Origin of the sequence: Marichromatium purpuratum 984 (genome assembly GCF_000224005.2) — a bacterium.
GTDB classification, from domain to species: domain Bacteria; phylum Pseudomonadota; class Gammaproteobacteria; order Chromatiales; family Chromatiaceae; genus Marichromatium; species Marichromatium purpuratum.
This window is the reverse complement of record NZ_CP007031.1, coordinates 2,329,072-2,351,636: the sequence shown is the minus strand read 5'-3', so window position 1 is coordinate 2,351,636 and position 22,565 is coordinate 2,329,072. Positions and strand designations below refer to the sequence as shown.

Annotated in this window: 11 protein-coding genes; 5 read left to right on the top strand and 6 right to left on the bottom strand. The window is 69.4% G+C overall.

The genetic code is table 11. The features are described from left to right. Positions 1-48: 48 nt before the first annotated feature. The gene (nhaD, locus tag MARPU_RS10275) at positions 49-1,473 is read right to left on the bottom strand and encodes a sodium:proton antiporter NhaD (protein WP_005224312.1); all 1,425 of its coding nucleotides are present in this window, start codon (positions 1,471-1,473) and stop codon (positions 49-51) included. Between the two features lie 605 nt (positions 1,474-2,078). On the opposite strand from nhaD, the gene MARPU_RS10270 reads away from it, so the two are divergent. Then, positions 2,079-3,650 carry a methyl-accepting chemotaxis protein gene (locus tag MARPU_RS10270; protein ID WP_198015472.1) on the top strand — a complete coding sequence of 524 codons (1,572 nt, stop codon included), beginning with the start codon at positions 2,079-2,081 and terminating at the stop codon, positions 3,648-3,650. 117 nt (positions 3,651-3,767) lie between these two features. Here MARPU_RS10270 and MARPU_RS10265 read toward each other — a convergent pair whose 3' ends face one another. Continuing rightward, on the bottom strand, positions 3,768-6,611 hold the full coding sequence (locus MARPU_RS10265; protein ID WP_005224310.1) for a valine--tRNA ligase: 2,844 nt from the start codon (positions 6,609-6,611) through the stop codon (positions 3,768-3,770). A 449-nt stretch (positions 6,612-7,060) separates the two neighbouring features. Between MARPU_RS10265 and ppdK the strand changes: the two genes are divergently transcribed. The 4 genes from ppdK to MARPU_RS10245 all read left to right on the top strand — a co-directional run bounded on the left by ppdK (position 7,061) and on the right by MARPU_RS10245 (position 14,176). Continuing rightward, on the top strand, positions 7,061-9,829 hold the full coding sequence (gene ppdK, locus MARPU_RS10260; RefSeq protein WP_005224309.1) for a pyruvate, phosphate dikinase: 2,769 nt from the start codon (positions 7,061-7,063) through the stop codon (positions 9,827-9,829). A 33-nt stretch (positions 9,830-9,862) separates the two neighbouring features. Beyond that, a complete protein-coding gene (gene hypF, locus MARPU_RS10255) occupies positions 9,863-12,265 on the top strand; it encodes a carbamoyltransferase HypF (protein WP_025275273.1) in 2,403 nt (800 codons plus the stop codon). Positions 12,266-12,793: 528 nt separating this feature from the next. Continuing rightward, positions 12,794-13,867, top strand: coding sequence for an alanine racemase (alr, locus tag MARPU_RS10250; protein WP_005224307.1), 1,074 nt, complete (start codon positions 12,794-12,796; stop codon positions 13,865-13,867). A gap of 126 nt (positions 13,868-13,993) precedes the next feature. Further along, positions 13,994-14,176, top strand: a complete 183-nt coding sequence (locus MARPU_RS10245; RefSeq protein ID WP_005224306.1) for a PA3496 family putative envelope integrity protein — start codon at positions 13,994-13,996, stop codon at positions 14,174-14,176. Between the two features lie 84 nt (positions 14,177-14,260). Here the strand turns inward: MARPU_RS10245 and MARPU_RS10240 are convergent, their stop codons facing one another. From MARPU_RS10240 to MARPU_RS10225, 4 genes are all read right to left on the bottom strand, one after another. Further along, positions 14,261-17,719 (bottom strand): mechanosensitive ion channel domain-containing protein, encoded by a 3,459-nt coding sequence (locus MARPU_RS10240; protein WP_232229459.1) that lies wholly within the window; start codon positions 17,717-17,719, stop codon positions 14,261-14,263. Positions 17,720-17,844: 125 nt separating this feature from the next. Continuing rightward, positions 17,845-19,167, bottom strand: a complete 1,323-nt coding sequence (gene argA, locus MARPU_RS10235) for an amino-acid N-acetyltransferase (protein ID WP_005224304.1) — start codon at positions 19,165-19,167, stop codon at positions 17,845-17,847. A gap of 41 nt (positions 19,168-19,208) precedes the next feature. Beyond that, on the bottom strand, positions 19,209-20,519 hold the full coding sequence (locus tag MARPU_RS10230; RefSeq protein ID WP_043763542.1) for a sigma-54-dependent transcriptional regulator: 1,311 nt from the start codon (positions 20,517-20,519) through the stop codon (positions 19,209-19,211). Positions 20,520-20,934: 415 nt separating this feature from the next. After that, positions 20,935-22,554 (bottom strand): sensor histidine kinase, encoded by a 1,620-nt coding sequence (locus MARPU_RS10225; protein ID WP_005224302.1) that lies wholly within the window; start codon positions 22,552-22,554, stop codon positions 20,935-20,937. Between the last annotated feature and the right edge of the window lie 11 nt (positions 22,555-22,565).

The following is a 22,565-nucleotide window of genomic DNA, read 5'->3' as shown; positions in this document are numbered from 1 at the left end:
GCGGGGCCGGCGTGGTCGATCCACGCCGGGCGGCGTGGACCGGCGCGATCAGCCGCCCACCGGCATCGAGAAGTAGCGGTGGTTGATGATGAAGTGAGCGAGGATGCTCACCACGTAGCCGAGCGCGATCACCGGGGTCCAGCGCAGGTGGCCGAAGAAGGTGTACATGCCCTTCGACTGCCCCATCAGCGCCACGCCCGCGGCCGAGCCGATCGACAGCAGGCTGCCGCCGACGCCGGCGGTGAGGGTGACCAGCAGCCACTGGCCCTGGGTCATGTCGGGGTTCATGGTCAGCACCGCGAACATCACCGGGATGTTGTCGACGATCGCCGAGAGCACGCCGACCAGGGTGTTGGCGATGGTCGGACCGAGGTCACCGTAGGCGAACTGCGAGACCAGCTCGAGATAGCCGATGAAGCCGAGACCGCCGACGCAGAGGATGACGCCGTAGAAGAACAGCAGGGTGTCCCACTCGGCGCGCGCCACGCCGGTGAAGATGTCGAAGGGGAGGGTGTCCTCGATCTCGCCGCGCTTGATGGTGGCCTGCTCGCCGGTCTTCTTGAGATAGAAGCCGAAGAACTTGAGATAGGCCAGACCGGTCATCATGCCGAGCACCGGCGGCAGGTGGTAGAAGTTGTGGAAGCTCACCGCGGTGGCGATGGTGGCGAGGAACAGCAGCACGATGCGCAGCGCGCCGCGCTTCATCCGCACCCGCTCGTCGCTCGGCGGCGGGGTCTCGTTGGGGATGGCGCGGTGCATGAACGCGGCCGGGATGGCGAAGTTGAGCACCGAGGGGATGAACAGCGAGAAGAAGGTCTGGAAGTCGATCAAGCCCTTCTGCCACACCATCAGCGTGGTGATGTCGCCAAACGGGCTGAAGGCGCCACCGGCGTTGGCCGCGACCACGATGTTGATGCAGGCCAGACCGACGAAGCGTGGGCTGTCGGCGCCGACGGCCATGACCACGGCGCACATCAGCAGCGCGGTGGTGAGGTTGTCGGCCACCGGCGAGATGAAGAAGGCGAGCAGACCGGTGGTCCAGAACAGGGTGCGATAGCTGAAGCCCATGCGGATCAGCCAGGAACGCAGCGCGTCGAACACTCGACGCTCTTCCATGGCGTTGATGTAGGTCATCGCCGCGAGCAGGAACAGGAACAGCTCGCCGAACTCCATGATGTTGTGGCGCACCGCCTCGGCGGCGGCTTCTGGCGCGCCATGATGGGTGGTGTAGTAGTAGGCGATCACCAGCCAGATCGCACCGGCGGCGAGCACCACCGGCTTGGACTTGCGCAGGTGGGTGAACTCCTCGGCCATGACCAGGGCATAGGCGGCGACGAAGATCGCCAGCGCCGAGAAGCCGACCCAGCTGGTCGTGAGATCGAAGTGCTCGACGACCGACTCCGAGGCCATGGCCAGAGCCGGTGAAATGAACAAGAGGGCGGTGATCAGCCCCCTGAAGACGGGATGATGCATAGGGTTTCCTTTAGTTCATGAGGATTCGTGACGACCACGTCGCGGGCAGGCCGGCCGTTCGACCGGGGCGCCGTGGAACACGGATTTTCGCAAACGGAAAACACTTTAGGATGCCGCTTGGCAAAGGTCTCTGGCAAGTCCTGTGCCTTTTTCAGACTTTCGTCATGGTCAAAGCTCCGTCGGCGGAGTGCGAGCTTGCGCATGATGCCGGCTGTTGGGAGTCGCCTGTCTGCGTCCACGAAAAGGTTTCATGCGAACCCGGCGCCTGGGTCGCTGCCGTGCGCTCGCCGGCACGACCTCCGTCGCGCTGATCCGATTTGTTGAAAGCCCGACGAGCGGTATCCGGGTGCATTGCCGCACTGCTGCGGTGCGTGGCTCGGTCACTGCATTATCAGCACGATACGTGTCTTGAAAAGCCCTCGATGGGGACCATTGCATGGAGACGATCGGCTCGGGATCCAGGGTGGGAGGTGAGCGTGGCCGCTTCGCTCGGAGCGCTCGCCCGTGTCGTCCCCGGCATGTTGGTGTTCACGGTGCCTGGTGGTGGCTGCCCGGTATGACCTGAACCAATACGATGGACCAGGATGGGGGGTGGGATGTTGGAGATGCACGTTCAAGCAGGTCGAGTCGGCGGGGATCGCAAGCGTGACAGGACGGTGGTCGATTCCGAGGTCACCTTCGATCGGGAGCTTCAGCTGGTGTCGACGACCGACCTGCGCGGCGTCATCACCTATGCCAACGACGCCTTCGTCGAGGTCAGCGGATTCACCCTCGACGAGCTGGTCGGGCGACCGCACAATATCGTGCGCCACCCCGATATGCCCGCGGTGGCCTTCCGCGATATGTGGGAGAAGCTCAAGGCCGGGGAGAGCTGGCGCGGATTGGTCAAGAACCGCTGCAAGGACGGGCGCTACTACTGGGTCGACGCCTATGTCACGCCGATCTTCGAGCGCGGCGAGCGGGTCGGTTACCAATCGGTACGGACCTGTCCGCCGGCGCCGCACCTGGTCGAGCGCGCCGAGCGGCTCTATGCGCGGATGCGGCGTGACCACCGGCTCGACTTGGTGCGTCGGGTGCGACTGGTCGCGCCCTGGGTGTTCGGCGTGCTCGCCCTGGGGGCGGCCGCCTGGTTGCTCTCTCCGCTGGCGGTGCTGGTGGGTGCGACGATCGCCGTGATCACCCTGGTGCTCGGTGGTGCCGAGCTGGTGGGCTGTCTGCGCCTGCTGTCGCGAATGCGCGCGGAGTACGACAGTATCAGCCGTCTGGTCTACGACGGTGACTCGATCGCCGACGTCGTGCGCTTCCGGGTGGGGCTGCTGGAGTCTCGGGTGCGCACCATCCTGGGGCGGGTGAGCGATCGCGCCGACAAACTCAAGCTGCTCGCCCAGCGCACCGCCGACGCCTCCGCCGAGACCCTCGGCGATGTCGAGCTGCAACGCGACGAACTCTCGCAGATCGCCACTGCGATGACCCAGATGAGCACCACCATCACCGACATCGCCAACATCACCAACGAGTCCGAGGGGCTGCTGGAGCGCACCAGCGCCAACTGCACCAGTGCCCGCGATCGTATCCACGACAGCGCCCAGCGCACCCTGCGGCTGGCCGATACCATGGAGGCGGTGGCCGGGCAGTCGAACGACCTGCGTCAGGCCGCCGACAAGGTCGGCGGGGCGATGCAGGAGATCAACGGGCTGGCCGAGCAGACCAATCTGCTCGCGCTCAACGCCGCGATCGAGGCGGCGCGCGCCGGCGAGCACGGGCGCGGCTTCTCGGTGGTGGCCGACGAGGTGCGCAACCTCTCCACCCGCACCCAACGTTTCACCGGCGAGATCCGCGCCAACATCGAGCAGATGAACACCTATATCGCCTCGTTGGTACAGTCGCTCGGCGACAGCGTCGAGGGCGCCAGGGTGTGCTCGACCGACAGTCGCGAGTCGATCACCCTGGTCGAGGAGATCACCGAGCAGCTCGGTCAGGTGCTCGACTACATCCACCGCGTCGCCTCGGCGACCGAGGAGCAAGGCGCGGTGGCCGAGGAGATCAGCCGCAACAGTCATCGCGTCGACGATGCCGCGCGCAACACCCTGGAGAAGAGCCGCGAGCTGGCCGAGGTCGCCGAGGAGGCGCTCAGACAGCTGCAGCGTCTCCACGACATGAGTCGTACCTTCGGTTGAGGACGACGCGCCCCGGTCGCGTTCAAGGCGTTTGTCGGAGGGGAGGGGGAGCCGGGCGCGCGGGTGCGCGCCCGGCGTGCTCCGGCCGGGATTGCCCCGGCCGGTCGCCAGCGTGGCTCAGAGCGCGGCGATGCGCTCGCGCTGGGCGCGCAACTCGGCGATCGCGCGGCTGTGCTCCTCGAGCTTGGCGCGCTCCTTGTCCACCACCGCCGCCGGTGCCTTGTCGACGAAGTTGGGGTTGGCGAGCTTGCCCTCGGTGCGCTTGACGTCGTTCTCCAGACGCTCGATCTCCTTGTCGAGTCGCTTCAGCTCGGCCGCCTTGTCGATCAGCCCCGCCATCGGGATCAGCACCTTCATCTCGCCGACCAGGGCGATGGCCGACTCCGGCGCCGCCGCCGGATCGTCGAGCACGGTGACCGACTCGGTGCGGGCGAGGAAGTCGAGATAGTGGCGCGCGCTCTCCAGCCGCGCCCGATCCTGCGCCGAGGCGTTGGTCACCAGCACCGGCAGCTGCTTGCCGGGGGCGATGTTCATCTCGCCCTTGATCCGTCGCACCCCGAGCACGAACTGCTGCACCCACTCGATCTCGGCGACCGCCTCGGGGTCGGCCGCGGCGGCGTCGACCTTGGGGTAGGGCGCGAGCATGATGGTCTCGCCCTCGACGCCTGCCAGCGGGCGCACCTTCTGCCAGATCTCCTCGGTGATGAAGGGCATGATCGGGTGGGCCAGACGCAGCAGCGTCTCCAGCGTGTGGACCAGGGTGTGGCGGGTGCCGCGCTTGGCCGCGTCGCTCGCCTCGGCACCGGTGAGCACCGGCTTGCACAGCTCCAGGTACCAGTCGCAGAAGGCGTTCCAGGTGAACTCGTAGATCGCCTGGGCGGCGTGGTCGAAGCGGTAGTGATCGATGGCGTCGGTCACCGTGGCGGTGGTCTCGGCCAACCGCGCGCGGATCCAGCGATCGGCGGCGCTCAGTTCGAGCGCGCCGCCGGCGGCGCCGCAGTCCTCGCCCTCGGTGTTCATCAGCACGTAGCGCGAGGCGTTCCACAGCTTGTTGCAGAAGTTGCGGTAGCCCTCGATGCGCCCCAGGTCGAACTTGATGTCGCGTCCGGTCGAGGCGAGCGCGGCGAAGGTGAAGCGCAGCGCGTCGGTGCCGTAGCCGGCAATGCCCTCGGGGAAGTCCTTGCGGGTGGCCTTGGTGATCTTCTCGGCCAGGTGCGGCTGCATCATCCCCTTGGTGCGCTTCTCGACCAGGTCCTCCAGCTCGATGCCGTCGATCAGGTCGATGGGGTCGAGCACGTTACCCTTCGACTTCGACATCTTGTCGCCGTGGGCGTCGCGCACCAGGCCGTGGATGTAGACCTCGCGGAAGGGCACCTCGCCCATGAACTTGAGGCCCATCATGATCATCCGCGCGACCCAGAAGAAGATGATGTCGAAGCCGGTGACCAGCACCGAGGTCGGGTAGAAGGTCTTCAGGCGCTCGGTGTCCTCGGGCCAGCCGAGGGTGCTGAAGGGCCACAGCGCGGAGCTGAACCAGGTGTCGAGCACGTCGTCGTCCTGGCGCAGCTCGATCTCGGGGCCGAAGTCGTGACGCTCGCGCACCTCCGCCTCGGAGCGCCCGACATAGACGTTGCCCTCGCTGTCGTACCAGGCCGGGATGCGGTGTCCCCACCAGATCTGGCGGCTGATGCACCAGTCCTGGATGTTGCGCATCCACTCGAAATAGGTGTTCTTCCAGTTGTCGGGGACGAAGCGGATGTCGCCGTTCTCCACCGCCGCGATCGCCGGCTCGGCCAGCGGCTGTACGCGCACGTACCACTGGTCGGTGAGATAGGGCTCGATCACCGCCCCGGAGCGGTCGCCGCGCGGCTGCTGCAGCTTGTGGTCGCGCACCGCCACCAGCAGACCCTGGGCCTCGAGATCGGCGACGATGCGCTTGCGTGCCTCGTAGCGGTCGAGCCCGACATAGGCCTCGGGGATCAGCTTGCCCTCGTCGGGCTCGTTGGCGCGGATCGCCGCATCCGGGGTGAAGATGTTGATCAGACCGCCGTGGGGCTGGTCGGCGATCGCCGACTCGTCGCGGTGACGCAGCCATACCTGGTGGTCGTTGAAGTCGTGCGCCGGGGTGATCTTCACGCAGCCGGTGCCGAACTCGGGGTCGGCATGCTCGTCGGCGACGATCGGGATGCGTCGCCCGGTCAGCGGCAGCTCGACATACTCGCCGATCAGGTGGCTGTAGCGGTGGTCCTCCGGGTTGACCGCCACCGCGCAGTCACCGAGCAGGGTCTCGGGACGGGTGGTCGAGACCACCAGATAACGCACCTTGGCCATGCGCATCGGCCGCACCAGCGGATAGCGCATCTCCCACATGTGGCCCTGCTCCTCCTCGGAGAGTACCTCCAGGTCGGAGACGGCGGTGTGCAGCACCGGGTCCCAGTTGACCAGCCGCTTGCCGCGGTAGATCAGCCCCTCCTCGTAGAGCCGCACGAAGACCTCGCGCACCGCCTCGGACAGCCCCTCGTCCATGGTGAAGCGCTCGTGCTCCCAGTCGAGCGAGGCGCCCATGCGGCGCAGCTGACGGGTGATGTTGCCGCCGGACTCGCCCTTCCACTGCCACACCCGGTCGGTGAAGGCCTCGCGACCGAGGTCGTGACGGGTCTTGCCCTCGGCGTCGAGCAGCCGCTCGACCACCATCTGGGTGGCGATACCGGCGTGATCGCTGCCCGGTTGCCACAGCGTCTGCTTGCCCTGCATCCGCTGGTAGCGGATCAGCGCGTCCATGATGGTGTCCTGGAAGGCGTGCCCCATGTGCAGGCTGCCGGTGACGTTCGGCGGCGGGATCATGATGCAATAGGCACCCGACTCGCCCTGCTGTGTCTGCGGGACGAAGTAGCCTCGCTCCTCCCAGTGGCTGTACCAGGTCTTCTCCAGGTTCTGCGGGTCGTAATTCTTGTCCAGCATGTCGGTTTAGGGCTCGTTGATGGTGCGAATGCGAAACCTATCAGTATACCCGATGCACAGGGGCTGAAAATGACGGACGAGGGCGCTCGCCTAACCGCCAGCCTCCAGTCGCCAGCCCTCAGCTTCCAGCCACCAGTCGCCAGTCGCCAGTCGCGGGGAGGCTTGAACCGCAAAGCCGCGAAGCGCGCAAAGGGAATGATGCATGATGCCGGCGCGAGGCCATGGACGGCGCGGGTCTGCACCACCATCGGGTGATCGCGCCCACTGGTGGCTGATCGCTGGCGGCTGTCGGCTCAATCCCTCTTCGCGGCTTTGCGGTTCAAACCTCTGGCAACTGGCAGCTCGCCCCCCGCATTTCCCCGTGCGTTTCCCCGTCGACACGATAGACTCGAACCGACGCCGCCGGCGTGGCCGGCATCCATCTGCACTGGTACGGGAGGACTGAGACGATGGCGACCACCAAATCCGTGTTCGCATTCGAGGACGGCGACGGCAAGGACAAGCAGCTGCTCGGCGGCAAGGGGGCGAATCTCTGCGAGATGACCCAGATCGGGCTCAACGTGCCGCCCGGCTTCGTGATCGCCACCACCGCCTGTCTCGACTATCTGGCCGCCCCCGAGCAGGGGCTGCCGGCGGCGCTGATGGAGGAGGTGCGCGCACAGATGTGCGCGGTCGAGGAGAAGACCGGCAAGGGCTTCGGCGACCCCGACAACCCGTTGCTGGTCTCGGTGCGCTCGGGCTCGGCGATGTCGATGCCGGGGATGATGGACACCATCCTCAACCTCGGGCTCAACGCCGCCACCCTGCAGGGCGAGATCCGCGCCACCGGTGACGCGCGCTTCGGCTACGACGCCTATCGCCGCTTCATCCAGCTCTTCGGCAAGGTCGCGCTCGGCATCGACGACGCGGTCTTCGACACCGCCTTCGAGACGATCAAGCGCGCCGCCCACGCCCGCCAGGACGTCGACCTCTCGGCGCGCGAACTCGAACAGGTCTGCGAGCGCTTCCTCACGCTGGTGCGCGAGCACACCGGCCAGCCCTTCCCCGAGGACCCCTACCAACAGCTCGAACTCGCCATCCAGGCGGTGTTCAACAGCTGGCAGGGCAAGCGCGCGGTCGACTACCGGCGTCAGTTCCACATCACCCCGGAGATGGCCAACGGCACCGCCGTCAACGTTGTCACCATGGTCTTCGGCAACCGTGGCGAGGACTCGGCCACCGGCGTGGCCTTCACCCGCAACCCGGGCACCGGTGAGAACCGGCTCTACGGCGAGTATCTGGTCAACGCCCAGGGCGAGGACGTGGTCGCCGGCATCCGCACCCCCAAGCCGATCGACCGTCTCGCCGACGAGATGCCGGAGATGGCCACCGCGCTCACCGAGCTGCGCGACAAGCTCGAACGCCACTACCGCGAGGTGCAGGACTTCGAGTTCACCATCGAGCGCGGCCAGCTCTACTGCCTGCAGACGCGCAACGGCAAGATGAACGCCACGGCGATGGTGCGCACCTCGGTGGAGATGGTCGAGGCGGGGCTGATCGAGCGCGAGCGCGCGTTGTTGCGCATCGCCCCCGACCTGCTCGAACAGATGCTCTTCCCCCGGCTCGACCCCGGCGTGGTGGCCGAGTCCGTCGCCCAGGGGCTGCCGGCCTCGCCGGGGGCGGCCTCGGGGATCGCGGTGTTCGACGCCGATCGCGCCGAGCAGCTCGGGCGCGAACAGGGGCTGAAGGTGATCCTGGTGCGCGAGGAGACCAAGCCCGAGGACATCCACGGCTTCTTCGCCGCCGCCGGCATCCTCACCTCGCGCGGCGGCAAGACCTCGCACGCGGCGGTGGTCGCGCGTGGCATGGGCAAGCCCTGCGTGGCCGGGGCCGAGGGCATCAGCGTCGATGTCGAGCGGCGCGAGGCGCGGGTCGGGCTGACCCGCTTTCGCGAGGGCGAGACCATCACCATCGACGGCACCTCGGGCAAGGTCTACATCGGCGCCATCGCCACCGTCGAGCCCGAGTTCACCGCCGAACTCAGCACTCTGCTCGGCTGGGCCGACGCGCACGCCCGGCTGCGCGTGCTCGCCAACGCCGACACCCCGGACGACGCCCGTCGGGCGCGCCGCTATGGCGCCGTCGGTATCGGGCTGGCGCGCACCGAGCGGATGTTCAACGATGTCGAGCGGCTGCCGATCGTCATCGAGATGATCGTCGCCGAGACCCCGGAGCAGCGTCAGGACGCGCTCGACCGGCTGCTGCCGCTGCAACGCGCCGACTTCCAGTCGCTGTTCGAGGTGATGTCGCCCAACCCGGTGACCATCCGTCTGCTCGACCCGCCGATCCACGAGTTTCTCCCCGACGCCCAGGTTCTCGAACGCGAGATCGCCGACCTGCGCGCGCTCGAGTGCGGCGCGCGCGGGCTCGGCGTGCTCGCCGGGGCGATGGGCCTGCTGCACGCCGAGGACACCCTGCGCCACGAGGTCGACCGCGCCCGGCGGCTGGTCGAGCCGGCGCTGGTCGAGGAGGCGATCGCCAAGAAAGAGGCGATGCTGCGCAAGGTGCGCCTGCTCTACGAGACCAACCCCATGCTCGGCCACCGTGGCGTGCGGCTCGGCATCACCTTCCCCGAGATCTACCAGATGCAGGTGCGCGCTATCCTCGAGGCCGCCGCCGAGTGCGCCAAGGCCGGCATCGAGGTCCATCCCCAGATCAAAGTGCCGCAGGTCTGTACCGCGCAGGAGCTGCGCATGGTCCGCGCCTCGGTCGAGACCATCCACGCCGAGGTCGCCGAGCGCTACGGCGCGCCGGTCGCCTTCCGCTTCGGCACCATGATCGAGGTGGTGCGCGCCTGCATGCGCGCCGAGTCGCTCGCCGAGGAGGCCGACTTCTTCTCCTTCGGCACCAACGATCTCACCCAGGCGACCTTCTCGTTCTCGCGCGAGGACGCCGAGAACAAGTTCCTGCCGCTCTACAACCAGTCCGGCATCCTCCAGGACAACCCCTTCGACGTGCTCGACCGCAAGGGCGTCGGCAAGCTCATGGAGCTGGCGGTGGAGTGGGGGCGGCGGGTCAAGCCCAACCTGCACGTCGGCATCTGCGGCGAGCACGGCGGCCACCCCGACTCCATCGCCTTCTGCCATCAGGCCGGGCTCGACTACGTCAGTTGCTCCGGCCCCCGGGTGCCGGTGGCGCGGCTGGCGGCGGCGCACGCCGCGCTGGCCGGACGGCAATGAGGGGCATGGCTCGGCGTGCGCGGCGCGGCTAGGGTGTCGGGGGCGGACGGGAGCGGCGCACCGGCCGAGTCGATCCGGGTGCGCGGTCAGGTGCAGGGCGTCGGCTTCCGCCCGACGGTGTGGCGGCTGGCGCGCGACTGCGCCCTGGTCGGCGATGTCCGCAATGACGGCGAGGGCGTGCTGATCCGCGTCCGTCCCGGCGCCGGTGCGCCGCCCGAGGCGATCGCGCGCTTCTGCGCCCGGCTGCGCGCCGAGTGCCCGCCGCTGGCGCGGATCGAGCGCATCGAGCGCGCGCCGCTCGCCGACCCCGCCGCGCTCGCCGGGGTCGGCGATTTCGTCATCGTCGCCAGCGCCGACACCCCGGTGCACACCGCCATCGTCCCCGATGCCGCCACCTGCAGCGCCTGCGCCGCCGAGGTGCGGGACCCGGCGAACCGCCGTCATCGCTACCCCTTCACCAACTGCACCCACTGCGGGCCACGGCTGTCGATCGTCGAGTCCGTCCCCTACGATCGGGCCAACACCAGCATGGCGCGCTTCCCGCTGTGCCCGGCGTGCGCGCGCGAGTACGCCGACCCCGCCGACCGGCGCTTCCACGCCCAGCCCAACGCTTGCCCGGTGTGCGGCCCGCGGGTCTGGCTCGCCGGGGCCGACGGGCGGGCGCTGGAGGAGGCGGAGGCCGACCCCATCGCCGCCGCCAGCGCCCGGCTCGCCGCGGGCGAGATCCTCGCCATCAAGGGCATCGGCGGCTTCCATCTCGCCTGCGACGCCGGCAACGACCGGGCGGTGGCCGAGCTGCGTCGGCGCAAGCGGCGCTCGGGCAAGCCCTTCGCGCTGATGGCGCGCGATCTCGCGGTGGTGCGCCGCCATTGCCTGCTCGCCCCCGGCGAGGCCGAGACCCTCGCCAGCCCCGCCGCGCCCATCGTGCTGCTGGCGCGTCGCGCCGACGGCGCACCGCTCGCCGAGGCGGTCGCGCCCGGCCAGTCGACCCTGGGGATGCTGCTGCCCTACAGCCCGCTGCACCTGCTGCTGCTCGCCGAGTGGACGCGCCCGCTGGTGATGACCAGCGGCAACCGCGCCGGCGCGCCGCAGTGCATCGACAACGACGAGGCGTTGCAGGCGCTCGCCGGGATCGCCGACGCCTGGCTGCTGCACGACCGCGACATCCGCAACCGCGTCGACGACTCGGTGGTGCGCACCATCGCCGCGCGCCCCCGGCTGCTGCGCCGCGCCCGTGGCCACGCCCCCGGCGTGCTCGTCCTGCCGCCGGGGCTGGCGCGAGGCGCGGCGACGGTCGCGCTCGGCGGCGAGCTGAAGAACACCTTGTGTCTCGGTGATGGCGAGCGGGCGATCCTCAGCCAGCACCTCGGCGATCTCGAAGAGGCGGGCAGCGCGCGCGCCTGGGTGGCCACCCTGGCGCGCTATCTGACGCTGTTCGAGCACCGGCCCACGCGCATCGCGATCGACGCCCACCCCGACTACCGCGCCAGCCAGTACGGTCGCGACTGGGCCGCGCGCGCCGGGCTGGCGCTGGTCGAGGTGCAACACCACCACGCCCATATCGCCGCGCTGCTCGCCGAGCACGGTCGCCCGCCCGAGGCCGGGCCGGTGCTCGGCATCGCCCTCGATGGGCTCGGCTGGGGGGAGGACGGCACCCTCTGGGGCGGCGAGCTGCTGCAGGTCGACTATCGCGGGTCGCGACGGCTCGGCGGGCTGTGCCCGGCGGCGCTGCCGGGCGGGGCGCGGGCGATGGTCGAACCCTGGCGCAATCTGCTCGCCCAGCTCGAGCGCGCCGGGCTGCTCGATGCCGCGCTGCGCCGCTGGGCCGCGCTCGAGGCGGTGCGCGCGCTCGCCGCACAACCGCTCGATGCACTACGCACCCTGATCGCGCGCGGGCTCAACGCCCCGCCGTCCAGCTCTGCGGGGCGGCTGTTCGACGCCGTCGCCGCCGCGCTCGGCCTCGCCCCGGCCCGGCTCGGCTACGAGGGCGAGGCCGCGATCGCCGTCGAGACCCTGGCCGCCACCGTGCCCCCCGCGCCCGAGGGCTACCCCTTCGCCCTCGACATCGCCGCCGATGGTCGGCTGATGATCGACTCCGCGCCGCTGTGGCCCGCGCTGTTCGACGATCTCGCCGCCGGGACCACCCCGGCGCGCGCCGCCGCGCGCTTCCACGACGGTCTGATCCACGCCCTGGTCGCGTGCGCCACCCGGCTCTGCGCCAGCCACCGGCTCGACACCGTCGCCCTCAGCGGCGGCGTCATGCAGAACCGCCGCCTCGTCGAACCCCTCGCCACCGCCCTGGAGGCCCAGGGCCTCCAGGTCCTCCTCCACCGCCGCGTCCCCGCCAACGACGGCGGACTGGCGCTGGGGCAACTGTGCGTGGCGCGGGCGCGAGAACAATCCGCCCCGTGGGCCGGACAGGGCGTCCGGCGTTGACGGTCTGGGGGACTTGAACCGCAAAGACGCCAAGGACGCGAAGCAAGAGACGTATCGGCTGGCCGCCAGCCGTCTCCCTCCTTTGGAGAAAGGGGGGCAGGGGGGATTCGAAGCAGAGCGGCATCATGCGCGCAGAAGCTCCGTGGGCCGGGCAGGGCGTCCGGCGTTGACGGTCTGGGAGAGTTGAACCGCAAAGACGCCAAGGACGCAAAGCAAGAGGCGTATCGGCTGGCCGCCAGCCGTCTCCCCCCCTTTGGCGAAAGGGGGGGCAGGGGGGGATTCGAAGCAGAGCGGCATCATGCGCGCAGAAGCCCCGTGGGCCGGGCAAGGCGCAGCGTGCCCGGCGGCGTTGAAGGTTCGGGCGCGTTGAACCGCAAAGAGACCGTCCTTCCCGTCAACCGCCGACCATGCACGCCCGTCTCCCCCACTGGAGGCTGGAGGCTGGAGGCTGATCGCTGATAGCTGGTAGCTGGTCGCTGACGGCTCGTTGTATCTTGGATCGTCTTGCAACCCAGGAGATGTTCCCAGATGTCACGTCCGGCTCGCGCCCGTATCGATCTCGCGGCGATACGCCACAACTATCTGCACGCCAAGTCCTGCGCGCCCTCGGCGCGGGCGTGGGCGGTGGTCAAGGCCGATGCCTACGGGCACGGCGCGGTGGCGGTGGCGCGGGCGCTGGCGCCGGTGGCCGACGGCTTTGCGGTGGCCTTCCTGGAGGAGGCGCTGGAGCTGCGCGAGTCGGGCGTCGAGGGGCCGATCCTGCTGCTCGAGGGGGTGTTCGCGCCCGACGAGCTGGCGGCGGTCGATCGCGCCGGGCTGGATATGGTGGTGCACGCCGAGCACCAGCTCGAGTGGATCGCGGCAGCCCGTCCCGAGCGCCCCTTCGGCTGCTGGCTCAAGGTCGACTCGGGGATGCACCGGGTGGGGTTCGCGCCGCCGGATGTCGCTGCGGCGCTGGCGCGGTTGCGTGACTGCCCCCAGGTCGGGCGGCTGCGCGCGATCAGCCATCTGGCGCGTGCCGACGAGCCGGGCGAGCCCTACAGCGCGCGTCAGCTCGCCGCCTTCGACGACGCGGTCGCCGGGATCGTGCCGGCCAGCCTGGCCAACTCGGCGGCGGTGCTCGATCTACCGGCGGCGCATCGCGACTGGGTGCGCCCGGGGATCATGCTCTATGGCGTCTCACCCTTCGAGGCGGCCCATCCCAATGCCGCCGCGCTGCGCCCGGCGATGACCCTGGAGTCGGCGCTGATCGCCATCCGCACGCTGCCCGCCGGGGAGCCGGTCGGCTACGGCGGGCGCTTCGTCTGCCGTCGTCCGAGCCGCATCGGGGTGGTGGCGATCGGGTATGCCGACGGCTATCCGCGCCATGCCCCGGACGGGGTGGCGGTGATGGTGCGCGGGCAGTGTGCGCCGCTCGCCGGACGGGTGTCGATGGACATGATCACGGTCGATCTCACCGACCTCCCCGAGGCCGTCGTCGGCGACCGCGTCGAGCTGTGGGGGGCGCGGATCGACGCCGGTGCGCTGGCCCGCGCGAGCGACACCATCGCCTATCAGCTGTTCACCAATCTCAAGCGGGTGCGGGTCGAACATCAGCAGTGATGCGCCGTTGCGGCCGTCGATCGCCAACGTTGATCCTGACGATCAAAAAAATTCTCTTTCTGAGCGCGAGACTTTGGAGTAGATAGCCGCCTGTGGTTTGCACTGTAATCCAGAGGTAACGGAGAGATGTTGGAGACCGACGGCGGTTATGGCGACGAGGTGCTCGAGCGCGCCCCTCATCTGATGAACCAGAACGAAGACGCCGATGGTGGCGACGTCCTGGCGGCGCGCCGGCGCATCGAGCAGATGCGCGAACTCAAGCGGCTGCGCGACCTGCTGGAGGATCCGGACTTCGACGAGCAGATCTGACGCCCTCGTCCCGGGCCGCGTGCGCCCGGGTTCCGTCCGCTCGGGCGGCGGGCGCGCCGCCGCCGCACGTCTTTCCCAATCCCCTCAGTCCGTCCCCGCCGCCTTCGGCGGTTCCTCTTCTGAATCGAGTGGCGCCCGCACGGCGCGGTGCAGTCGCACGTCGAGCGGCGTGGCGGCGGAGAGGTGCAGGTCGCGCTGGGGGAAGGAGATCTCGATCCCGGCCTCGGCGAAGCGGTCGTAGATCGCCTGGTGCAGCTCGGTGATGATCGCGATGCGCCCGTCGAGCGAGTCGAGATAGCAGCGCATCACCAGCGTCAGGGCGTTGTCGCCGAAGCCCTCGAAGCTGAGCAGCGGCGCCGGGTCGTCGAGCACCTTCTCGTGCTGCTCGGCGATCTGGGTGAGGATCTCGAGCGCCTGGCGGGTGTCGCTGCCGTAGGCGATGCCGACCGGGATGGTCACGCGGTTCTGCTGGTCGGTGAGCGACCAGTTGAGCAGCCGTCCGGTGATGAACTCCTTGTTCGGCACCAGCAGCTCCTGCTTGTCCCAGTTGCGGATGGTGGTGGCGCGAATCTGGATGTTGGTGACCACCCCGGTGGTGTCGCCGATGGTGACGATGTCGCCGACCCGTACCGGACGCTCGAAGAGGATGATCAGGCCGCTGATGAAGTTGGCCACGATCTCCTGCAGACCGAAGCCGATGCCGACACCGAGCGCGGCCACCAGCCATTGCACCTGCGACCAGCTCAGCCCCAGGGTGGAGAAGGTGAGGAGGAAGGCCACGGCGGTGATGGTGTAGCTCGCCAGGGTCTTGATCGCGTAGCGCCCGCCGGCCGAGACCGCCTCGCTCTGCAGCAGCAGGAACTCGATCAGCGCCGGCAGGTTCTTGGCCGCCACGGTGGCGACGAAGATGATCACCAACACCAGCCCGACATCGGCAGCAGTGACCGGGACCAGTTGGGTGACGCCCTCAATGGTGCCCTCGTAGTGCCACAGCGCGAAGCGTTCGAGCATCGAGAAGGCGGGCAGCACGTCCGACCAGGTGATCCACAGCCCGACCACCGCGGCGAAGAAGATCGAGGCGTTGATCAGGCGTCGGGTCTGCTCGTCCATCGCCGCCAGATCGGGTTCGGTCTCCTCGATCGCCAGCACCTCGCTCGGGGTGTTCGGCTCGTTGTTCTGGGCGCGGCGCGCGGCCTGGCGTTCGAGCGCGGCCTGTAGCGCCAGGCGGCGGCGGGTGACGATCAGCCAGCGCACGATGGTCTGGTGGACCACCAGCAGGGCGAGCACCAGCCAGGTCTGCCCCACCAGCGAGCGGAACAACATCCCGGCGGTATAGACGTAACCGGCCAGCGCCAGCCCGGCGAGGGCCAGCGGCGCGCCCACCACGAAGGGGAACCAGACGTGGCGCAGCCGGTTGAGCCAACCCTCGGGGCGTTCGGCGAGGATCCCCTTGAACAGCCCCTTGGCGGGGTTGAGCAGATGCCAGAAGAAGGCGGTGAAGCCGAGCATGCAGGCGACCAGGGTGAGCCGCATCAGCTCGCCGGTGTCGACCGGGTTGTTGTTCTCGTAGGCGGCGACGGCCACCAGTGAGACCGGCACGATATAGCCCGAGAACCAGTCGATGGCGTGCCGGATGCGCGCCAGGGTGGCGGTGCTCCAGCGGAAGTGGCGATCGGCCACGCCGCCGGTGATGCACAGCCCACGGAAGGCGAGCAGGAAGTAGAGTCCGCCGGCGACCTCGGTGAGCGCGCTGGCGAAGGCGCGGGTGAACGGCGTGGCCTCGGTCGAGGCCTGTAGCTGCATGCCGAGCAGGGCCATCAGCAGGGGGACGGGGAGTGCCATCAGCAGGGTCAGGGCGATCGCCTTGACGGTGTGCTGGATGCCGTCGCTGCGCACCCGGCGCAGCGGTTCGGCGGTGGCGCGGATGGCGCGCCGCAGCGCCGTCAGGCGCCACAGCAGCGCGACGACCACGAGCAGCCCGGCCCAGAAGCTCCAGGCGTGTTGCAGCCGCTCGAGCAGGGTCGCCGCAATCGCTTCCCAGGCCCCTTGCCAGGACAGCAGCCAGAGGGTCGCCGCCGGCAGCGAATTGAGCGTCTCGACGCCGATCGGGGGGGCGCTGCGCACCCACAGCAGGCGTTCGGCGAGGAAGTCGTCATAGGTCTCGGCGATGCTCACCACCTGGTCGGTGACATAGTTGAGATCGGAGAGCTGGCGGACATAGTCGTCCTCGATGTCGAGGCTCTGCGCGATCAGCCGACGGCGCTGCTCGAGCACCTCGTCGAGCTGCTCGCGTACCTGCGCGCGCTCGTCCTCGGGGACGTCGAGGGTGAGTTCGTCGAGATAGCGGTTGCGGTCGCGCAGTCGGCGCTTTTCCTCGCGGTAGCGGATCTGGCGCAGCGTGGCCTCGGCGATTGCGTCCTCACGCGTGGCGATGTCCTTGCGGTACTGGCGCAGGTCGGGCAGCTGGGTGCGACGATCGAGCAACACCTGGCCGAGCGCGCGGCTCAGTCCGGCAGCCTCGAGACGCTGCTTGGCGCCGCGGAAGTCCTCCTCGATGCGCCTGCGCTCGCTCTCGATCCTCGCCTGGCGCTCGTTGAGGGTCTCGAGTTGCTTGGCGATCCGCGCCAGCGAGGCGCTGATCTCGGCATTGGTCTGGGTCTCGCGACGCACCAGCGGGTGCTTGTCGGCGGCCTCGCGCTGGGCCTGCTCGGAGGCGCGCTGGGCGGCCTCGGCCTCGGCGTTGCGCCGCTGGTTCTGCAGCTCCTCGAGTGCGCGCTGATAGGTCTTGAGTCGCTGCAGGCGCAGCGCGGCGAGATCGCGCCTGACCTGATAGAGCGCAATGCGCGCAGGTTGGCTGAGCAGTTCCTGCTCGAGCATCTGCGCCTCCGACCACAGCGCCTGACGACGCGCCTGGTGCGCCCAACGCTGGGCCTGGACGAGGTCGCCCGGTTGTCCACTGAGTTCGGCGGTGTCGAGGGCGGGGAGGTCGCCGAGTTGGTCGAGCGCTTGCTTGACCTCGGTCATGCGCGCGCGTGCCGCCGCCGGGCGGTTCTCGGTGGTCTGGATCAGTTTCTCGAGTTCGCCGAGTCGCGTCTCCTCGACGGCGACATCGGCCAGCGCTTTGTTCAGTCGCTGGGCGATGGCCTCGCTGGTGAGGTCGTCCGGGATCACCGCCTCGGGCGTGGTGGTGGCGGCGCGGGCGGCCTCGAGTTCGCGCTCCTGCGCCTTGCGCTGGCGCGGCGCGGTCTTCAGCGAGCGGGCGAACTCCTCGGCCTTGAGATCGAAGTTGCGCGTGTCCTCGAGACTGGCGCGCGCACGACGATAGCGTTCGAGCAGGGTGGTCTTGGCGCTCTCGTCGAGCGCGGTCGAATTCTCGACCTCGGTGGCGCGGGCCTCGACCTGGGCCATGGTGGGCAGGTTGACGGTGGTGGTCTCGGCCCCTGCCGGCGGTATCGCGAGCAGGGCGAGCAGCAGCCACGGCAGCAGGTTGATCCAGGGACGTCGGGGATGGCGGGAGCAGGTGTCGGGCAGCACGTCTGGCACCAGGTCTGGGTTACGGGCGAAGGGCGTTCGGCTCCCGTCGTGGAACGGGGTGTCCGGCGGTTCTGTGGTCGATCGGGGGAAGGGAGACGGATCTCCCGTTCGACTTCGTTGCGAGAGGGAGCGGGTCAGAGTCGCTTGATGAAGACCTTGGAGTTGCGTTGAAAATTGTAAAGCGCCTGCCGGGCCATGGGAAGCGCCTCCAGCCCGGCCGGGGCGAAGCCGCGCTCCTGGAACCAGTGCGCGGTCTGGGTGGTGAGCACGAACAGTCGCGTGATCCCCTGCGCGTGCGCCAGTCGCTCCATGTATTCGAGCAGCCGGTCGCCGCGTCCGCCGGCGCGGTACTGGGTGTGCACCGCGACACAGGCGAGTTCGGCCATGGCCTCGTCGGCATAGGGGTAGAGCGCGGCGCAGGCGGTGATCAGGCCGTCGCGCTCGGCGACCACGAAACGCTCGATCTCGGTCTCGAGGCGCTCGCGCGAGCGCCGCACCAGGATGCCGCGCTCCTCGAGCGGGCGCAGCAGTTCGAGGATGCCGGCGACGTCGTCGATGCGCGCCGCGCGTAACTCCTCGAACGGTTCGGCCGAGACCAGGGTGCCGCTGCCGTCGCGGGTGAACAGCTCGCGCAGCAGCGCGCCGTCGCCGCTGCGCCCGACCAGATGGACGCGTGGGATGCCGTGGCGGCAGGCCTCGGCGCTGGCGCGCAGACACTTGCCCAGCCCCTCGGGTAGCGGCGTGGCGGCGTCGAGCAGGGCGTCGACCTCGCCGGTGAGCAGGGTCGGGGGGAGGGCCGCGGTACGCACCTCCTCGTCCTCGAGCAGGAACACCAGCTTGTCGGCCTGCAACGCCTCGGCGGTGCTGCGGGCGACGTCGGCGGCGCTGAGGTTGAACACCTCGCCGGTGGGCGAGTAGCCGAGCGGTGGCATCAACGCCACCGCGCCTTGGTCGAGCAGTGCGCGCAGGGTGTGGCGATCGACCCGCCGTACGGTGCCGGTATGGCCGTAGTCGACGCCGTCGAGCACCCCGAACGGTCGCGCGGTGACGAAGTTGCCCGAGACCACCGGGATGCGCACCCCGGCCATCGGTGAGTTGGCCAGCCCCAGCGAGAGCAGTGCCTCGATCTCCACCCGCACCACCCCGGCGGCCTCCTTGACGCAGGCCAGCGCGGTGTCGTCGGTGACGCGCAGAGCGTTGACATAGCGCATCCGCGCGCCGCGCTCGGCCAGCCGCGCCTCGATCTGCGGGCGCGCGCCGTGGACCAGCACCAGACGGATGCCGAGCCCGTGGAGCATGGCGATGTCGTGTACCAGGTCGGGGAAGCGGGCGTCGGTGAGCGCCTCGCCGCCGATGGCGATGACGAAGGTCTTGCCGCGATGGGCGTGGATATAGGGGGTGACCTGGCGGACCCAGTCGACGAAGGGGTCGCGTGGGCGGTTGGATGAGGCGGGCAAGCGCGGGGTCCTCGGGTGTGGTGCCGTGGGGCGGCGGGGGTTTATTCGATACCGAGCCGGGCGAGCCGATAGTGCAGCGAGCGCTGTGACATGCCCAGGCGTCGCGCGGCGGCGGCATGGTCCCAGTGCGTCGGCTCGGTGGGCGCGGTCGGTGGTGCAGTGATCTCGGGCGCGGTGTCGTGGTGTGTCGAGGCGGGGTCGGGCAGGTAGAGGTCGCCGACCTCGATCAGGCTGTGCTCGCACAGCGCGGTGGCGCGTTCGAGGATGTTCTCGAGTTCGCGCACGTTGCCCGGGAAGGGGTGATGGGCGAGCGCGGCCAGCGCCTCGGGGGCGAGGTGACGCGGGGTGTCGGCGCCGCTCTTTTCGGCGATGCGCGCGAGCAGCCAGTCGGCCAGCGCGGGGATGTCCCCGCGTCGCTCGCGCAGCGGCGGCATGCGCAGCTCGATGACATTGATGCGATAGAAGAGGTCCTGGCGGAAGCGTCCGCGCTCGACCTCGGCGTTGAGGTCGCGGTGGCTGGCGCTGATCAGGCGCACGTCGACCGGCAGCTCGTGCTGGGTGCCAAGCGGTCGCACCGCCTTCTCCTGGATCGCGCGCAGCAGCTTGACCTGGGTCTGCAGCGGCAGCTCGGCGACTTCGTCGAGGAACAGGGTGCCGCCCTCGGCGGCCTGGAACAGGCCCTGTTTGTCGCTGCTGGCGCCGGTGAAACTACCCTTCTTGTGGCCGAACAGCTCGCTCTCGACCAGGTCGTGGGGGATAGCGCCGCAGTTGAGCGCGACGAAGGGACCGTCGCGCCGTGGCCCCTGGGCGTGGATCAGCCGCGCGGCCAGTTCCTTGCCGGTGCCGCTCTCGCCGGTGACGAACACCGGTGCCTGGCTGCGCGCGAGTTTGGCGATGAGCTGGCGGATCTGCGCCATCGCCAGGGAGTCGCCGAGCAACTGGGGGACGCGCTCGCCGCCGTGCTCGCCGCCGGGGCGGTGGGCGAGCTTGAGCGCGGCGCCGACGAGCTGGCGCAGGCGCTGCAGTTCCACCGGCTTGGAGACGAAGTCGAAGGCGCCGGCCTTCATCGCCTCGATCGCCGAGTCCATGTTGCCGTAGGCGGTGATCATCGCCACCGGCAGCTCCGGGTGGTGCGCGGCGATATGACGGATCAGCTCGATGCCGCTGCCGTCGGGCAGCTTCATATCGGTCAGACAGAGGTCGAAGGACTGCTCGGCGAGGCGCGTACGCGCCTCGATCAGGGTGGTGGCGGTCACCGCGCGGATCTCCATCCGCGCGAGGGTGATCCGCAGCAGTTCGAGGATATCGGTCTCGTCGTCGACGACGAGCGCCTGGGCCTTGTCAGTCGGCATTGGGTCGGTCTGGGTCCGTCGGTGGTAGGGCATGCGCTGCATCAAGGATAGCGCGGAGCGTCGACCGGTCGCCAGCGCTCAGCGGCCAGAGAGATGAACCGCAAAGGGATGAACCGCGAAGATGAACCGCGAAGGCGCGAAGAGCGCGAAGATAGAGATAAGGTTTTCGGCCGCTAGCCGCCAGCCGCCAGTGGATAAGGTTGGCGTCCATGATGGCGGCAGTGGCTGATGTCTTGCGGCGACGGCGGGAGGAAGAACGCCCACTGGAGGCTGACAGCTGGTAGCTGATCGCTTTTCCCTTCGCGTTCTTCGCGGCTTTGCGGTTCAATCCGCTGGCGGCTGGCGGCTGGCGGCTGGCGGCTGGCGGCTGGCGGCTGGCGGCTGGCGGCTGGCGGCTGGCGGCTGGCGGCTGGGTTCAATCCGCCCGGTCCTCGTCGGTCGTGGTCGCGAACAGCAGGCGGAAGCGACAGCCGCTGGGGCGGTTGGGCAGCAGCGCGAGGGTCATGGCGTTGCTCTCGGCCAGCTCGCGGGCGATGTAGAGCCCGAGTCCGGTGCCGCTGTGGCGGGTGGTGAAGAAGGGGTCGAAGATGGCGTCGGTGATCTCGGGAGCGATTCCCGGCCCCTGGTCGATCACCTCCAGCAACGGACGACGGGTGTGGTGATCGCGGTCGAGCACCAGGGTCACCGGACCGTCGGCGCCGTGCACCAGGGCGTTCTCGCACAGGTTGGCGAGGATCTGGTGGAGGTGTCTGGGGTCGGCCTCGACCGCGCCGGGGTCGCGTTCGAGGTGCAGGTGCAGCCGACGCGGGCCGAGTTGGCGGGTCTCGGTGAACTCGTCGACGAAGCCGCGCAACCAGTCGTAGAGTTCGAGCGTCTGGCGCTGCATGCGGTCGCGCCGCGAGAGTTCGAGCACGCTGCTGACGATCTCGTCGATGCGCGCGCTGTTGCGATGGACGATGGCGAGCAGTTGCTGCTCGTCACCCGAGAGTCCCGGGGCCTCGGCGCACAGCTCGGCGGCGTGGGAGATCGCGCTCAGCGGGTTGCGGATGTTGTGGGCGATGCTCGCGGTGAGGGTGCCGAGCGCGGCGAGCTTGATCCGCTGTGCCTCGGCGGTGGCCTCGCGATCGTCGCGCAGATAGAGAATCACGCCGCTGGCGCGGTGCGCGCCGAGCAGCTTGACGCTGACTCGCAGCGCACGTCCGTGATGGCTGACCACCGCCTGACGGTGCGCGCCGGGCTGGACCAGGCGTTCGAGTTCGGCGGCCAGTGCGGTGCTGACCGCGCCGAGGGCGACGCCGGGGGCGTGGTGGTCGTGGGCGATGCCGAGCAGCTCGCGGGTGGCCTGGTTCATCAGTCGCAGCCGCCGCTCGCCGTCGGCCACCAGGATGCCGGTGGCCATGTTCTGGATGATGAACTCGTTGAGCTTGGAGAGGTCATCGAGGTCGACCTGACGCCGCGCCGCCAGCGCTTCGGCGGTGCGCGCGCGGTGATAGAGCATCTGCGAGATCAGCGCCACGGCGAAGAAGAGAATGCCGAGCAGCCCGGCCTGGGTGAAGGCCGGCGCCTGTCCCTGGAACGCCTGATAGCCCTGCTGGGCGATCACCGCGATGGTGGCCAGCGCGGCGAACAGCAGTGTCAGCCGCCCCTCCATGGTCAGCGCCCCGGCGGCCACCGTCACCGTCAGCAGGATGCCGAGGCCGCTGGCCACGCCGCCGGCGGCGTGCATCAGCAGGGTGAAGACGACGATGTCGACGAGGATGGCGAGATAGACCTGCTGCTTGCGCGCTGGCCACTGACCGTAGAGACTCAGCCCACTGAGCAGCACCAGCAGGGTGTAGACCAAGAGCGCCGACCAGGCCAGCTCGGTGTCGGCGCGGGCGAGCAGCGGATCGACCGCGTTGGGTGAGAACACCAGGGTCAGCCCGACGACCAGCAGCAGCCGGATCAGCAGCAGCCAGCGCAGCGCCCCCCAGGTGGGATAGGATGCCGGGTCGAGGGGAGCGGCGGTGGCTTGGGACGAGGCGTGCTTGGGCATCGGGATGCTGT

Coding starts and splice junctions, on each gene's coding strand:
- alr (WP_005224307.1), top strand. CDS start 12,794: ATGTCACGTCCGGCTCGCGCCCGTATCGATCTCGCGGCGATACGCCAC.
- MARPU_RS10270 (WP_198015472.1), top strand. CDS start 2,079: ATGCACGTTCAAGCAGGTCGAGTCGGCGGGGATCGCAAGCGTGACAGG.
- MARPU_RS10230 (WP_043763542.1), bottom strand. CDS start 20,519: ATGCCGACTGACAAGGCCCAGGCGCTCGTCGTCGACGACGAGACCGAT.
- MARPU_RS10225 (WP_005224302.1), bottom strand. CDS start 22,554: ATGCCCAAGCACGCCTCGTCCCAAGCCACCGCCGCTCCCCTCGACCCG.
- MARPU_RS10245 (WP_005224306.1), top strand. CDS start 13,994: ATGTTGGAGACCGACGGCGGTTATGGCGACGAGGTGCTCGAGCGCGCC.
- MARPU_RS10265 (WP_005224310.1), bottom strand. CDS start 6,611: ATGCTGGACAAGAATTACGACCCGCAGAACCTGGAGAAGACCTGGTAC.
- nhaD (WP_005224312.1), bottom strand. CDS start 1,473: ATGCATCATCCCGTCTTCAGGGGGCTGATCACCGCCCTCTTGTTCATT.
- ppdK (WP_005224309.1), top strand. CDS start 7,061: ATGGCGACCACCAAATCCGTGTTCGCATTCGAGGACGGCGACGGCAAG.